A 14,590-nucleotide genomic window follows, 5' to 3' on the forward strand; every position below is an offset into this window, starting at 1 on the left:
CGGCGACCGCCAGCCCCACCCCTCCTCCTGGGGACAACTCAGCGGGCGAAGCCCAGCCCCACCCCGAGCCCCACCAGGACCGAGCCGATGGCCCGGTTCAGCGTCTTCTGCGCCTTCAGCATCCGGTCGCGCAGCCGGGAGTTGGAGAAGAACAGCGCGACCGCCCCGAACCACCCCAGGTGCGCCGCCGACATGAACAGCCCGTACCCGGCCTGCTGCCACACCGGGGTCCCAGGCCCGACCACCTGCGTGAAGGTGGACACGACGAACAGCGTGGTCTTCGGGTTGAGGACATTGGTCAGGAACCCGCTCCGGAGCGCTCCGAGCGGCGTCAACCCGCCCTTCTCCTCCAGGTCCACGGCCACCTCGGCGCGCGCCCGGAAGGTCCGTATCCCGATCCACACCAGGTACGCGGCGCCCGCGAGCTTGATCACCGTGAACAGTTCGGCGGAGGAGGCGATCAGCAGACCGACCCCGAGCATCGTGTAGGAGACGTGGACCAGCACCCCGGCCGCGACCCCGGCGGCCGCGAACAGCCCGGTGGGCCGCCCGTAGAGGTAGCTGTTGCGGACGACCATGGCGAAATCCGCGCCGGGACTGATGACGGCGAGGAAGGTGATGACGGCTACTGCGATCACTTCGGTCATACGGCGATGCTCCCCGGATCCGCCCGTGACGATCAAGGGCTTTCCGCGTCCCGGCCACCCCACGGCCGCCCAACTCCCCCACGGGGAGACAATGAGGACGTGCCCAAGCCTCCTCCCGCCGGCCCCGCCGCCCCCGCCCCGCTCCCCCTCCTGCAAGCGGACTGCTCCCAATGCTTCGCACTCTGCTGCGTGGCCCTGCCCTTCTCCAAGTCCACCGACTTCGCCGTGAACAAGTCCGCCGGCACCCCCTGCAAGAACCTCCGGCCCGACTTCCGCTGCGGCATCCACACCGGACTGCGCGAGCAGGGCTTCCAGGGCTGCACCGTCTTCGACTGCTTCGGCGCCGGCCAGCAGGTCTCCCAGGTCACCTTCGGCGGCCGCGACTGGCGCTCCCACCCCGCCACCGCCGGACCGATGTTCACGGTCTTCCCGGTGATGCGGAGCCTGCACGAGCTGCTCTTCTACCTCGCCGAGGCCCTCACCCTGCCCGCCGCCCGCCCGCTCCACGCGCAGCTGCGCACCGCCCTGGCCGACACCACCCGATGGACCTCGGCGACCGCGGAGGACCTCGCGGAGTTCGACATCACCCCGCTGCGCCAGGAGGTCAACACCCTGCTCCTCAAGACCAGCGAGCTCGTACGGGCCAAGGTGGCGGGCCGCAAGAAGAACCACCGCGGCGCCGACCTGATGGGCGCCCGCCTCCCCGGCGCCGACCTGCGCGGCGCGAACCTCCGCGGCGCCTACCTGATCGCAGCCGACCTCAGCGGCGCCGACCTGCGCACGGCCGACCTGATCGGCGCGGACTTCCGCGACACCGACCTGCGCGACGCCGACCTGACGGGCGCCCTCTTCCTCACGCAACCCCAGCTGAACGCGGCCCGGGGCAACCCCGCGACCCACATCCCGCCCTCCCTCACCCGCCCCGCGCACTGGCTCCCGTAGGGCGGCTCCGGGACCGAACCCACCCACGGGCGGCGCACACCGGACACGTGTGCGCCCCCAGCGCATCCACACGCCCCTCCAGGGCCGTCACCATGTGCACCCGACCCCCTACGGTGAGCCACACATCCGGAAGATGATCGTCACCTGCCGGCTCACTGGAGGTTCCCCCACCATGCGACGACCGACCACGACCCTCGGCACCCTCGGCACCCTCGCGGCCGCCGCCACCCTCGTCCTCGGCCTCGGCGGCTCCGCGCACGCGTCCACGGGCGAACTGGTCATCAACGGCCGGGCGATCCACGAACCGTCCGGCTGCATCCTGCACGACGGCCCCGCCGCGGTCACGAACCACACCGACAGCCCGGCCTTCATCACCAGCGGCCGCTGGTGCACCGGGGCGGTGATCGCCGTCATCCACTCCGGCGAGACCCGCTTCGCCCCGTTCGCCTCGAACATCTTCGTCCCGTAGACCCGGACCCGGACACCCCGCGGGTGCCGCGCCCGGCTCGTGCCCCGGGCGCGGCACCGGCGGGGAAGCCGGTCGGGAAGCAGGCCCTCAGGGCCGGACGACGGCCTGCCAGCCGAGCGGGCACGCGAAGCCCGTGGCCGAGTAGTCGCAGAAGATCTCGGAGACGTCCCCGCCGGTCGTCAGCACCTTCACGTACGCCCGCTGGCCGGTATAGGTGACGGACACCGCACACGCGTCCCTCGGGAAACCGGGGTTGGCCGGCGTGGTGAGGTCCTTCCAGGAGTAGCCCCCGACCGTCGTCCCCATCACGGTCCGCCGTCCGATGTACGCCCTGCCCCGGCTCAGCGCGGCACTGAGCTCCTGATTCCCCTGCGCCCGCACGGAGTCCATGTCCACACACGGACCGGCCGGCCCCCGGTCCCCCTTCGCCCCCCGGTCCCCCTTCGGCCCCTTGGGCCCCTGCGGACCACGCGGCCCGGCACACTCGCCACCGCCACCGCCACCCACGGGCGCCACCCGCTCCTCACCATCCCCACCCGGGGACACGGGGGACACGGGGGACACGCACGCACCGCTCCCGACGGCAACGGCCACCGGAGCCGAGACCGCCGAGACCCCGGTGAACACGAGCGCCAACGGCACCGCGAACCCACCGGCCCACCACACCGCCCGCCGTCCAGCCCTGCCGCGAGAACCCATCCGTCACCACTCCCCGTGTCTCCGTACCGATCCACGTGGAGCATCACCCGCAACCAACGGCCCGGATCGACCGACTGACGGAATGTCGGAAAACATCATCGGTATGGTCGAACGAACCCCGCCCCGTTGCGCCAAACGGCGCCCCCACGACAGCCACCCAGCCCACCGGGACGACAATCATTGCCCGCAGTCACCCCTCGTGATACACAGAGTGACCATACGTTCTTTCCCCCACACGCCACCCGACCCCAGGTCAGGACGTACGAACGGCACCCGGGGCGACAGATCGGGTAAAGAGAGCAGCCAAGTCGACATCCGACGGCGGTTTCATCAGGGAAGATAGAGCGTGACCCCTGCCGTCCGGGCACGGGCTACCGGAACTACCCATACAGGGGCGGTGAGTTACATGATCCTGGCAGCCGAAAAGGGCGACATCACCACCATCATCGGCGGAATCGCCCCGAACTGGGGGCCGTTCGGCAGTCTCGGCAACGAGGCGAAGATCATGATCGAAGTGGTCATGGCCGTGGCGATCCTGCTCTGCCTGGGCATCGCCATCTGGGGCGCGGCCAAGCAGCGCATCGGCGCGACCGCACTGCGCGACACCTTCAGCGCGGAACAGGGCAAGGGCCTCATCGTGGCCGGCCTGACGGGCGTCTTCATCATCGGCTCACTGGGCACCCTCTTCACGATCGTCTACGGAATGGCCGTCTAGCCCGAGTCCTGATGAGGACTCACCACGCCGCGCCTGCGCGGATACCAGCGCTACCGTCGTACGACGCGGAGGGGGCGAACACCGAATGAGCACCGACGACCAATACGGTGGCGGCGAGGTCGGCGGCACCGGCCAGACCCGTACCCGCTTCGCCGAGCCCTCGGACCCGTACGCCCCGCCGCGCCGCACTTCCCGGGGCCTGATCACGGTCGTCGGCGTGGTGGTCCTCCTCATCGCAGCCATCGCCTTCGCCAACCAGTCCCGCACCCCGGAAGACTCCGCGAACCCGGACAAGCCGCCGACCTCCAACCCCACGGCCGCCACAGGCGTGGCCCCGGTGGACGGCAAGTCGTCCGGGGTGCCCTCCGGCTTCCCGCAGGATCAGCAGGGAGCCCAGTCCGCAGCATCGAACTACGCCGTGGCACTCGGCTCTGACGGCATGTTCAACTCTGCGCGCAGACACGCCATCGTCGACGCCGTCGCAGACGACAGCACCAAGACGAAGCTCCAGAGCGGCTTCGACGCCGACTACTCGCCCGGTCTGCTGTCGCAGATCGGGTTGACCAAAGACGGCCTCGCGCCCACGGGTTCCACGTTCGTCAACCGGACCGTTCCGGCAGGCGCCAAGGTCAAGAGCTTCTCCAACGGGGCCGCCACGGTCGAGGTCTGGTGCATCGGCATGTTCGGCCTGACCGGTGAGAAGTCCACCCGCCCTGTGACCAGCGGCTGGTTCACCATCTCCCTGACGTTGAAGTGGAACGGGTCCGACTGGAAGGTCCTCGAGACCGCGCAGAGGGACGGTCCCACCCCTGTGACCGGCGACAACCCGGTGTCCACCGCAGACGAGATCGGCCGCGCCGTCACCGAGTTCGGAGGCTTCACCTATGCCCGGTAGCCGCAAGCTGCCGCTCCGCGGCATCGGTGCCACGGCAGCAGCCGTTCAGGCCGCCGTCATCCTCTTCGCCGCCCGCGCGACGGCCGCTCCGTCTCCGCCACCAGCCCCACTGCCCAGCCCGAGCAACCCCTGCAGGTTGATCTCAGGCCCGGCCAAGGAGTACTGCGAACGAGACGGCTCAGCCCCAGCCCCCGGCGCAGGCCTCGCCCCCAGCGACCCCACCGACGCCCTGAACCCCCTCTCCTCCCTCGCAAAGGGCTGCGCCGACGCCGCAGCCTGGATCGTCGGCGAACTCAGCAAAGCGGTAAACGGCACCGCCAACGTCGACTTCACGAACGGCACCTTCCTCAAGCAGTACGCCATCGTCTTCGCCGCCTCCACCATCCTGACCCTCGTCCTCTGGCTCTTCGCCGTCGCCAAACGAGCCATCCGCGGCGTCCCCTTCACCACCGCCATGTCCGAAGCCATCGGCTTCCTCTGGCTCACCGTCCTCGCCTCCGCCTTCACCCCCCTGATCCTCTACACCGTCGTCTCCGCCACCGACGGCGTCACCGAGGTCATCGCCTCCGCCACGGGCGGCCAGACCGACGTCTTCTTCGGCTCCTTCGCCGAGGCCCTCAAAAAGGGCGACGACATCGGCGGCGGCCCGATCATGCTGATCGTCGTCGCCCTCGTCACCGTCCTGGCCGCCGGCATCCTCTGCCTCGAGCTCGTGATCCGCGCCGCGCTCCTCTACGTCGGCGCCCTGCTCGGCACCGTCGTCTACGCCGGCCTCGTCGACCGCAACCTCTGGGGCCACGTCCGCCGCTGGGCGGGCATCATGATCGCCGTCATCCTCGTGAAGCCGGTCATCGTCATCGTCCTGGGCCTCGCCGGAGCCCTCGCCGGGGAGAAGGGCCCGAACGCCTTCTCCGCGGTCGTCTCCGGCCTCGCCATCATCCTCCTGGCGATCTTCGCCTCCGCGATGATCTACCGCTTCGTCCCCGGCTTCGGCGACGAGATCGCCTCCGCCCGCACCAACCGCAGCAAGGCCACCGACGGCGCCCAGGCAGCCGCCGTCATCAGCTCCCCGGCCTCCCTCGTCTCCCAGGGCATCAAGACCCACAGCAGCCGCGGTGGCGGCGGGGGCGGAAACAGCGGCGGCGGCGCCCACCGCGCCGGCGGCGACAACCAGATCTCCGGAGGCATGGCCGCACACAGCAGCCGCGGCTCCGGCGGCGGGAACAGCGGCGGCCCCGCCGCCACACCCCCGCCCCGTACGGGCTCCAGCACGAGGAACACAGGAGGTGACGGGCGGTGACGACCCAGTCGCACCAGCTCCACCCGGTCACGCCCCGCCGCACGTATCTCATCGGCCGGGCCCGGCCGAACGCGATCGTCGGCAAGAACCGCGAGACCGGCGAGATCGCCCTGATCATCGTCGGCGCGTTCCTCGGCATGATGAGCGGACTGCTCGTCCCCTCCCTCACCCTGCGCATCGTCTCCCTCGCCGGCTTCCCGATGCTCGCCCTCGCCGCCGTCTACGTCCCCTACCGCGGCCGCACCTTCTACCGCTGGTTCGAGATCAACCGCAGCTACAAGCGCACCCTGCGCCGCGGCACGACGTTCCGCTCCGGCTCCATGGAGGCCGGCATCCGCGCCGCCGACGGCCGCGAGGTCGAGATCGGCCCGCCCCCCGGCATCGGCCGCATCAACTGGCTCGCCGCCCCCTTCGGCCCAGACGAGATCGCCGTCCTGCTCCACGCGGACCGCAGAACCGTCACCGCCGCCATCGAGATCGAGGGACCCGGCGTAGGCCTGCGCGACAGCGAGGACCAAGAGGCCCTCGTGGACCGCTTCGGCACCCTCCTCAAGCACGTGGCCAACGGCGACGGCTTCGTCACCCGCCTCCAGATGCTCGTACGCACCCTGCCCGCCGACCCGGAGGCCCACGACAAGGACGTGGCCGCCCGCGGCAACACCAACGCCCCCGTCTGGCTGCGCGATTCCTACGATCAGCTCCAGTCGATGGTGTCGACCTCCTCCGAGCAGCACCGCGCGTACCTCGTCGCCTGCATCCACTTCACCCGCGAGCTCGCCGCCGAGGCCCACACCATCGCCCGCGCCGCGACCCCCAAGAAGGGCCGCCGGGTCGACCGCGACGCGGGCCTCGCCATCGTCATGGCCCGCGAGCTCACCGACATCTGCGCCCGCCTCGCCGAGGCCGACATCCGCGTCCGCCAGCCGCTGGGCCAGGGCCGCCTCTCCTCCCTCGTGCACTCCATGTACGACCCGGACCACCCCATCGACCACATCCAGGCCATGACCAAGCGCAACGCCTGGCCCGCCGAACTGGACGCCGTCGAACCGACCTACCTCCAGGCCAAGACCCGCGAGTCCTCCACCCGCGCCCCCTGGTGCCACGCCACCGCCTGGGTGAAGGAGTGGCCGATGACCCCGGTCGGCGTGAACTTCCTCGCCCCGCTCCTCGTCCACACCCCCGACGTCATCCGCACGGTCGCCGTCACCATGGACCTGGAGCCCACCGAGATCGCCATCGAGCGCATGCTCACGGAGAAGACGAACGACGAGGCCGACGCCAGCCGCGCCGCCAAGATGAACCGCACCGTCGACCCCCGCGACATCGCCGCGCACGGCCGGCTCGACCAGCGCGGCGAAGACCTCGCGAGCGGCGCCGCCGGTGTCAACCTGGTCGGGTACATCACGGTCTCCTCCCGCTCCCCCGAAGCCCTCGCCCGCGACAAGCGCACCATCCGCGCCTCGGCGGGCAAGTCCTACCTGAAGCTCGAATGGTGTGACCGCGAGCACCACCGCGCCTTCGTCAACACCCTGCCGTTCGCCACCGGCATCCGACGCTAGCTGGAGGGAATGGCCGCCCATGCGAGATCCCATGTCCGCCCTGACGGACGCCTTCACCAGCTTCCTGTTCGGCAAGGTAGAAACCACGCGCCTGCCCGTCCGCACGTCCACGGGCCAGGCACAAGCGGTCTACCTCCCCACCGCCGCCCCCGGACTCGGCGACTCCGGCGTCATCATCGGCCGTGAGGTCTACAGCGGCAAGGGCTACATCTACGACCCCTTCCAGCTGTACGGCCAGCAACTGCCGGCCCCCCACTGGCTGGTCCTGGGCGAATCGGGCAACGGCAAGTCCGCCCTCGAGAAGACCTACGTCCTACGCCAACTCCGCTTCCGGGACCGCCAGGTCGTCGTCCTGGACGCCCAGGGCGAGGACGGCGTCGGCGAGTGGAACCTCATCGCTCAGCAGCTGGGAATAACCCCCATTCGCCTGGACCCCATCGCCGCGAACGACGACGGGATCCGCCTCAACCCCCTCGACCCGGCGATCACCGCGACGGGCCAGCTCGCGCTGCTCCGCACCATCATCGAAGTCGCCATGGGCCACGGCCTGGACGAACGCTCCGGCTTCGCCCTGAAGGTCGCGCACGCCTACGTCGTGGAAACCATCACGGACCGCCAACCGGTCCTGATGGACATCGTGGAACAACTGCGCCACCCGGAGCCCGAATCGGCGCTCTCGATGAACGTGGCCATAGACGATGTCCGCGCCTGGGGCCTGGACGTCGCGCTCGTCATCGACCGCCTGGTCGACGGCGACCTCCGCGGCATGTTCGACGGCCCGACCACGGTGGGCATCGACCTCGACGCCCCCCTCATCGTCTTCGACCTCTCCCACATCGACCGCAACTCCATCGCCATGCCGATCCTGATGGCGATCGTCGGTGTGTGGCTGGAACACACCTGGATCCGCCCGGACCGCAAGAAGCGCATCTTCCTCGTCGAGGAAGCCTGGCACATCATCAACAGCCCCTTCGTGGCCCAGCTGTTCCAGCGCCTCCTCAAGTTCGGCCGACGCCTGGGCCTGTCCTTCGTCGCGGTCGTCCACCACCTCTCGGACGTGGTCGACGGCGCGGCGGCCCGCGAAGCGGCGGCCATCCTCAAAATGGCCTCGACCCGCACGATCTACGCCCAGAAAGCCGACGAGGCCCGCGCGACGGGCCGCGTCCTGGGCCTCCCCCGCTGGGCGGTGGAAATCATCCCCACCCTCACCCCCGGCATCGCGGTCTGGGACGTGAACGGCAACGTCCAGGTCGTCAAACACCTGATCACCGAAGCCGAACGCCCCCTGGTCTTCACCGACCGCGCCATGACCGAGTCCTCGGTCCAGCACCGCCTGCCCGACGACCTCCTCGCCGCCGAACTGGAGACAGAGGAGCGCGCCCTCCTGATGGAACGCCACCGCAACGCCGGCGGCTCGGCGACCACGGTGGCCTGACATGCCCAACAGCACGGACCAACGCCCCCAGGGTGGCATCCCGGACGGCCTCCTGGTGGGCCTCCTGGCCCTCCTCCTGGGCCTGGCCGTCCTCACCTGGACGTCCACCGGCCTGGCAGCCCTCTTCGCGAAGGGCGCCTGGCCGGACAAGGTCACCTTCACCCGCACCCCGACCGCGGTCCGCTCGCTGATAGCTCAACCCCAGAGCATCCCGGCCGCCTGGCCGGACACACCCCCCGAGGCCCTCTCCAACTGGGGCCTCTTCTGGGGCCTGTTCATCAGCCAGCTCCTGGTCCTACTGGTCCTGGCGATCTTCACCCTGGGCATCGTCGCCCGCACAAAATCCCGCCGCCACCCACCGGCAGACAAGACGGCAACGGCGCCGCACGCTCCGGACCAGCCGAGGCAAAATCCAGCCCCTCCGGCGTTTGAGGAGCGGGGGTCCGGGGGCCGGCCCCCGGCAACGGCGCCGCACCCATCCACGGCTCCGCAGCCACTGTCAGCCCCGCCGGCGTTTGAGGCGCAGGGGCCCGGGGGCCGGCCCCCGGCAACGGCGCCGCACCCCGCCACGGTCCCCATCCCCACCAAGCCCCACCCCATCCCCGCCCCGTCGGCACCGGCATCGCAGCCACTGTCAGCCCCGCCGGCGTTTGAGGCGCGGGGGCCCGGGGGCCGAGCCCCCGGCAACGGCGCCGCCCCCTCCCCCACGGACGAGGCGTACCGCTACGGCTTCGGCTACGCCCCGACCCCCGCCCCACCCGCAACCCCACCCCAAAGCCACCGCCTGACCTACGCCCCACCGGAGGTCCGAACCACGGCCGCCGAAGCAGCCATCGCGGCAGCCCCGGGCGCCATCCTCGTGATCACGTCCTCCCCCGCCCTCTGGTCGGACACGAAGGACGCCCGCTCCAAACTGGGCCCCGTCCTCCTCTACGACCCCTCCCACCTCTGCGACACCCCGGCCCGCATGCACTGGAGTCCCACAGAAGGCTGCGCGGACCGCGCCATCGCCGCAGCCCGCGCCCTCGCGCTGCTGGCCCCGGTCCGCCCCCAGGCCCGCATGGACTCCGCCCTCGCGGACACCGCGGAAACGCTCCTGCGCAGCTGGCTCCAGGCCGCCGCCCTGGACAACCGCCCCTTCAAGCAGCTGCACCGCTGGGCCCAGGGCACCAACGCCCAGGAGCCGGTCCGCATCCTGCGCACCCACCCCCAGGCGGCAACCGCCGCCCCCGGCGCGGCCGGCGAGCTGGAGAGCGCCCTCACCGCCCACCCGGACCGCCGCGAACAGGCCCAACACCTCACGGCCCGGGCCCTGACGGCTCTCTCCTCGATCCACATCAGGGAATCCTGCACCCCGAACCGAACCGATTCCCTCGCCCTGGCATCGTTCGTCTCCGAAGGGGGCACCCTCTACGTGGTGGGCGAACCCCTGGAAGACCCCCGGGCCCACCCGGGTGCGATGCCGCTGCTGACCGCACTCGCCTCGAGCGTGGTCGAGCACGGCCGCCGCATGGCCGCACGGTCATCCGACGGTCGGCTCGACCCACCACTGACCCTGGTCTTCGAGGACGTCGCCGCCGTGGCCCCGATCCCCCAACTGCCGCAGCTGCTCCAGGACACGACGCTCCCGCTCCTCGCCCTGTGCCGCAGCCGCGAACAGGCCCGCTCCCGCTGGCCGGAAGCGGACCTGCCCGTAGCCGCCCGCTAAACGGGCCGCGGGAACACGTACTCCAGCTCCTTCGCGGACGGGTCGGTCGGCATCGGCACGACCTTCCCGCTGGGCACGAACCCGAACCGCCGGTAGAACGCCCCGGCCCGCGCGTTCTCCTCGTGCACGAAGAGCCGTACGCGCGCCGGCGCCGGCTCCTCCAGCCCCCAGACCCACTCCAGCGCGGCCGCGAAAAGCTGCTCGGTCAGCCCGGTTCCCCGCTGCTCCGGACGGACGAACACCCCCACGAGGTGCGCCTGGGCCTGCTCGATCTCCCCTTCGAAGATGTCGGTCGTGCCGGCCTCCTCGACGAGGACACTCACGGTCCCGTCCCACACCCCATCGGGCCCCTCGGCCACGAACTGCCGGATGCTCCGCCCCGCAGCACCCCCGGCAGCCCGCTCCTGCCAGAACTCGTCGCTCTTTCCCTCGCCCTGCTCAAGGGTCTCCAGGAAGGCAACCGGCGCGGCCGGATCCCGCAGAGCCGCGATCCGCAGCTCCTTCACCTTGTCCCACTCTTCAGCCCGTATAGGACGTACCACGTACTCGTTCATACCCCGGGATCCTAACGAGCCGGCCAACCCGACTTCATCCGAGTTTCCCCGCCCCAAACACAGGGGACCAAAAGACCCGTAAACGCAGAAAAGCCCCGTACCGGTTACCCGGTACGGGGCTCTCTACAATGATTGTTCGGCGGCGTCCTACTCTCCCACAGGGTCCCCCCTGCAGTACCATCGGCGCTGAAAGGCTTAGCTTCCGGGTTCGGAATGTAAACCGGGCGTTTCCCTAACGCTATGACCACCGAAACACTATGAAGTTAACCAAACCGGATATGACACAGTTCGTTACTTCAGAACTAACACAGTGGACGCGAGCAACTGAGGACAAGCCCTCGGCCTATTAGTACCAGTCAGCTCCACCCGTTACCGGGCTTCCACATCTGGCCTATCAACCCAGTCGTCTACTGGGAGCCTTACCCTCTCAAGGAGGTGGGAATACTCATCTTGAAGCAGGCTTCCCGCTTAGATGCTTTCAGCGGTTATCCCTCCCGAACGTAGCCAACCAGCCATGCCCTTGGCAGGACAACTGGCACACCAGAGGTTCGTCCGTCCCGGTCCTCTCGTACTAGGGACAGCCCTTCTCAATATTCCTACGCGCACAGCGGATAGGGACCGAACTGTCTCACGACGTTCTAAACCCAGCTCGCGTACCGCTTTAATGGGCGAACAGCCCAACCCTTGGGACCGACTCCAGCCCCAGGATGCGACGAGCCGACATCGAGGTGCCAAACCATCCCGTCGATATGGACTCTTGGGGAAGATCAGCCTGTTATCCCCGGGGTACCTTTTATCCGTTGAGCGACGGCGCTTCCACAAGCCACCGCCGGATCACTAGTCCCGACTTTCGTCCCTGCTCGACCCGTCGGTCTCACAGTCAAGCTCCCTTGTGCACTTACACTCAACACCTGATTGCCAACCAGGCTGAGGGAACCTTTGGGCGCCTCCGTTACTTTTTGGGAGGCAACCGCCCCAGTTAAACTACCCATCAGACACTGTCCCTGATCCGGATCACGGACCGAGGTTAGACATCCAGCACGACCAGAGTGGTATTTCAACGACGACTCCACAACCACTGGCGTGGCCGCTTCAAAGTCTCCCACCTATCCTACACAAGCCGAACCGAACACCAATATCAAACTATAGTAAAGGTCCCGGGGTCTTTCCGTCCTGCTGCGCGAAACGAGCATCTTTACTCGTAGTGCAATTTCACCGGGCCTATGGTTGAGACAGTCGAGAAGTCGTTACGCCATTCGTGCAGGTCGGAACTTACCCGACAAGGAATTTCGCTACCTTAGGATGGTTATAGTTACCACCGCCGTTTACTGGCGCTTAAGTTCTCAGCTTCGCCACACCGAAATGTGACTAACCGGTCCCCTTAACGTTCCAGCACCGGGCAGGCGTCAGTCCGTATACATCGCCTTACGGCTTCGCACGGACCTGTGTTTTTAGTAAACAGTCGCTTCTCGCTGGTCTCTGCGGCCACCCCCAGCTCACGGAGTAAATCCGATCACCAGTGATGGCCCCCCTTCTCCCGAAGTTACGGGGGCATTTTGCCGAGTTCCTTAACCATAGTTCACCCGAACGCCTCGGTATTCTCTACCTGACCACCTGAGTCGGTTTAGGGTACGGGCCGCCATGAAACTCGCTAGAGGCTTTTCTCGACAGCATAGGATCATCCACTTCACCACAATCGGCTCGGCATCAGGTCTCAGCCTTATATGAGGGACGGATTTGCCTACCCCTCGGCCTACACCCTTACCCCGGGACTACCACCGCCCGGGCTGGACTACCTTCCTGCGTCACCCCATCGCTTACCTACTACAAGTCTGGGTCACCGGCTCCACCACTTTCCTTTCCCCGAAGGGTCCGGAACGGCTTCACGGGCTTAGCATCGCCTGATTCGATATTGGGCGTTTCAAAGCGGGTACCGGAATATCAACCGGTTGTCCATCGACTACGCCTGTCGGCCTCGCCTTAGGTCCCGACTTACCCTGGGCAGATCAGCTTGACCCAGGAACCCTTAGTCAATCGGCGCACACGTTTCTCACGTGTGTATCGCTACTCATGCCTGCATTCTCACTCGTGAACCGTCCACAACTAGCTTCCGCTGCTGCTTCACCCGGCACACGACGCTCCCCTACCCATCACAGCGGGCGTTGGCCCTATTGCTGCAATGACACGACTTCGGCGGTACGCTTGAGCCCCGCTACATTGTCGGCGCGGAATCACTTGACCAGTGAGCTATTACGCACTCTTTCAAGGGTGGCTGCTTCTAAGCCAACCTCCTGGTTGTCTCTGCGACTCCACATCCTTTCCCACTTAGCGTACGCTTAGGGGCCTTAGTCGATGCTCTGGGCTGTTTCCCTCTCGACCATGGAGCTTATCCCCCACAGTCTCACTGCCACGCTCTCACTTACCGGCATTCGGAGTTTGGCTAAGGTCAGTAACCCGGTAGGGCCCATCGCCTATCCAGTGCTCTACCTCCGGCAAGAAACACGTGACGCTGCACCTAAATGCATTTCGGGGAGAACCAGCTATCACGGAGTTTGATTGGCCTTTCACCCCTAACCACAGGTCATCCCCCAGGTTTTCAACCCTGGTGGGTTCGGTCCTCCACGAAGTCTTACCTCCGCTTCAACCTGCCCATGGCTAGATCACTCCGCTTCGGGTCTAGAGCGTGCAACTCAATCGCCCTATTCGGACTCGCTTTCGCTACGGCTTCCCCACACGGGTTAACCTCGCTACACACCGCTAACTCGCAGGCTCATTCTTCAAAAGGCACGCAGTCACGACCGTTATTCCGAAGAATAACGGCGACGCTCCCACGGCTTGTAGGCACACGGTTTCAGGTACTATTTCACTCCGCTCCCGCGGTACTTTTCACCATTCCCTCACGGTACTATCCGCTATCGGTCACCAGGGAATATTTAGGCTTAGCGGGTGGTCCCGCCAGATTCACACGGGATTTCTCGGGCCCCGTGCTACTTGGGAGATTCTTAAGCAAGCCGCTGATGTTTCGTCTACGGGGGTCTTACCCTCTACGCCGGACCTTTCGCATGTCCTTCGACTACATCAACGGTTTCTGACTCGCCGACCGGCCGGCAGACCGATCAAAAGAATTCCCACAACCCCGCATGCGCAACCCCTGCCGGGTATCACACGCATACGGTTTGGCCTCATCCGGTTTCGCTCGCCACTACTCCCGGAATCACGGTTGTTTTCTCTTCCTGCGGGTACTGAGATGTTTCACTTCCCCGCGTTCCCTCCACACTGCCTATGTGTTCAGCAGTGGGTGACAGCCCATGACGACTGCCGGGTTTCCCCATTCGGACACCCCCGGATCAAAGCTCAGTTGGCAGCTCCCCGGGGCCTATCGCGGCCTCTCACGTCCTTCATCGGTTCCTGGTGCCAAGGCATCCACCGTGCGCCCTTAAAAACTTGGCCTACAGATGCTCGCGTCCACTGTGTAGTTCTCAAGCAACGACCAGTCACCCATCACCCTCATCCGCAGACGAAGTTCACTGGGGCCGGCATCACGAAGATAAAGCCTTTCGGCCGTACCCTCAGATACCCAACAACGTGCCAAGCACGATCCCCGCCACTCTTCCTGTTTTCCACGCCGAAGCAGTACTTACAGAAGGTTTTGGAAACCGTGCCAACT

At 67.2% G+C, this 14,590-nt stretch carries 11 protein-coding genes and 2 rRNA genes; 8 read left to right on the top strand and 5 right to left on the bottom strand.

Annotated elements, in window-relative coordinates:
• Window positions 1-38: 38 nt before the first annotated feature.
• On the bottom strand, window positions 39-647 hold the full coding sequence (locus ACODT5_RS36525; protein ID WP_385371076.1) for a LysE family translocator: 609 nt from the start codon (window positions 645-647) through the stop codon (window positions 39-41).
• A 99-nt stretch (window positions 648-746) separates the two neighbouring features.
• Here ACODT5_RS36525 and ACODT5_RS36530 point away from each other — a divergent pair, with 99 nt between their 5' ends.
• Complete coding sequence (locus ACODT5_RS36530; RefSeq protein WP_422523349.1) at window positions 747-1,589, top strand: pentapeptide repeat-containing protein; 843 nt, start codon at window positions 747-749, stop codon at window positions 1,587-1,589.
• A gap of 172 nt (window positions 1,590-1,761) precedes the next feature.
• Window positions 1,762-2,058: a hypothetical protein gene (locus ACODT5_RS36535; RefSeq protein WP_422523350.1), complete on the top strand. Its 297-nt coding sequence runs from the start codon at window positions 1,762-1,764 to the stop codon at window positions 2,056-2,058.
• A gap of 87 nt (window positions 2,059-2,145) precedes the next feature.
• Here ACODT5_RS36535 and ACODT5_RS36540 read toward each other — a convergent pair whose 3' ends face one another.
• Window positions 2,146-2,448: a hypothetical protein gene (locus ACODT5_RS36540; RefSeq protein ID WP_422523351.1), complete on the bottom strand. Its 303-nt coding sequence runs from the start codon at window positions 2,446-2,448 to the stop codon at window positions 2,146-2,148.
• Window positions 2,449-3,163: 715 nt separating this feature from the next.
• Here ACODT5_RS36540 and ACODT5_RS36545 point away from each other — a divergent pair.
• The 6 genes from ACODT5_RS36545 to ACODT5_RS36570 all read left to right on the top strand — a co-directional run bounded on the left by ACODT5_RS36545 (window position 3,164) and on the right by ACODT5_RS36570 (window position 10,369).
• Window positions 3,164-3,472, top strand: a complete 309-nt coding sequence (locus ACODT5_RS36545; RefSeq protein WP_031145169.1) for a hypothetical protein — start codon at window positions 3,164-3,166, stop codon at window positions 3,470-3,472.
• Window positions 3,473-3,557: 85 nt separating this feature from the next.
• Complete coding sequence (locus tag ACODT5_RS36550) at window positions 3,558-4,367, top strand: hypothetical protein (protein WP_422523352.1); 810 nt, start codon at window positions 3,558-3,560, stop codon at window positions 4,365-4,367.
• Entirely contained in the window at window positions 4,357-5,667 is a 1,311-nt protein-coding gene (locus ACODT5_RS36555; RefSeq protein WP_422523353.1) for a hypothetical protein, read from the top strand. The genes ACODT5_RS36550 and ACODT5_RS36555 overlap by 11 nt, the downstream gene beginning before the upstream one ends.
• Window positions 5,664-7,226, top strand: a complete 1,563-nt coding sequence (locus tag ACODT5_RS36560) for an SCO6880 family protein (protein WP_422523354.1) — start codon at window positions 5,664-5,666, stop codon at window positions 7,224-7,226. The genes ACODT5_RS36555 and ACODT5_RS36560 overlap by 4 nt, the downstream gene beginning before the upstream one ends.
• 19 nt (window positions 7,227-7,245) lie before the next feature.
• Entirely contained in the window at window positions 7,246-8,661 is a 1,416-nt protein-coding gene (locus ACODT5_RS36565; RefSeq protein WP_250744631.1) for an ATP-binding protein, read from the top strand.
• A gap of 1 nt (window position 8,662) precedes the next feature.
• Window positions 8,663-10,369, top strand: coding sequence for a P-loop NTPase family protein (locus tag ACODT5_RS36570; RefSeq protein WP_422523355.1), 1,707 nt, complete (start codon window positions 8,663-8,665; stop codon window positions 10,367-10,369).
• On the opposite strand, the gene ACODT5_RS36575 is transcribed toward ACODT5_RS36570, so the two are convergent.
• The 3 genes from ACODT5_RS36575 to ACODT5_RS36585 form a co-directional block, all read right to left on the bottom strand.
• Window positions 10,366-10,923: a GNAT family N-acetyltransferase gene (locus tag ACODT5_RS36575; protein WP_422523356.1), complete on the bottom strand. Its 558-nt coding sequence runs from the start codon at window positions 10,921-10,923 to the stop codon at window positions 10,366-10,368. The two genes, ACODT5_RS36570 and ACODT5_RS36575, sit on opposite strands and share 4 nt — an antisense overlap.
• A 134-nt stretch (window positions 10,924-11,057) precedes the next feature.
• Window positions 11,058-11,175, bottom strand: a 5S ribosomal RNA gene (rrf, locus tag ACODT5_RS36580).
• Between the two features lie 74 nt (window positions 11,176-11,249).
• Window positions 11,250-14,373 (bottom strand): 23S ribosomal RNA (locus ACODT5_RS36585).
• Between the last annotated feature and the right edge of the window lie 217 nt (window positions 14,374-14,590).

Source organism: Streptomyces tatrensis, from assembly GCF_049310065.1.
Lineage (GTDB): Bacteria > Actinomycetota > Actinomycetes > Streptomycetales > Streptomycetaceae > Streptomyces.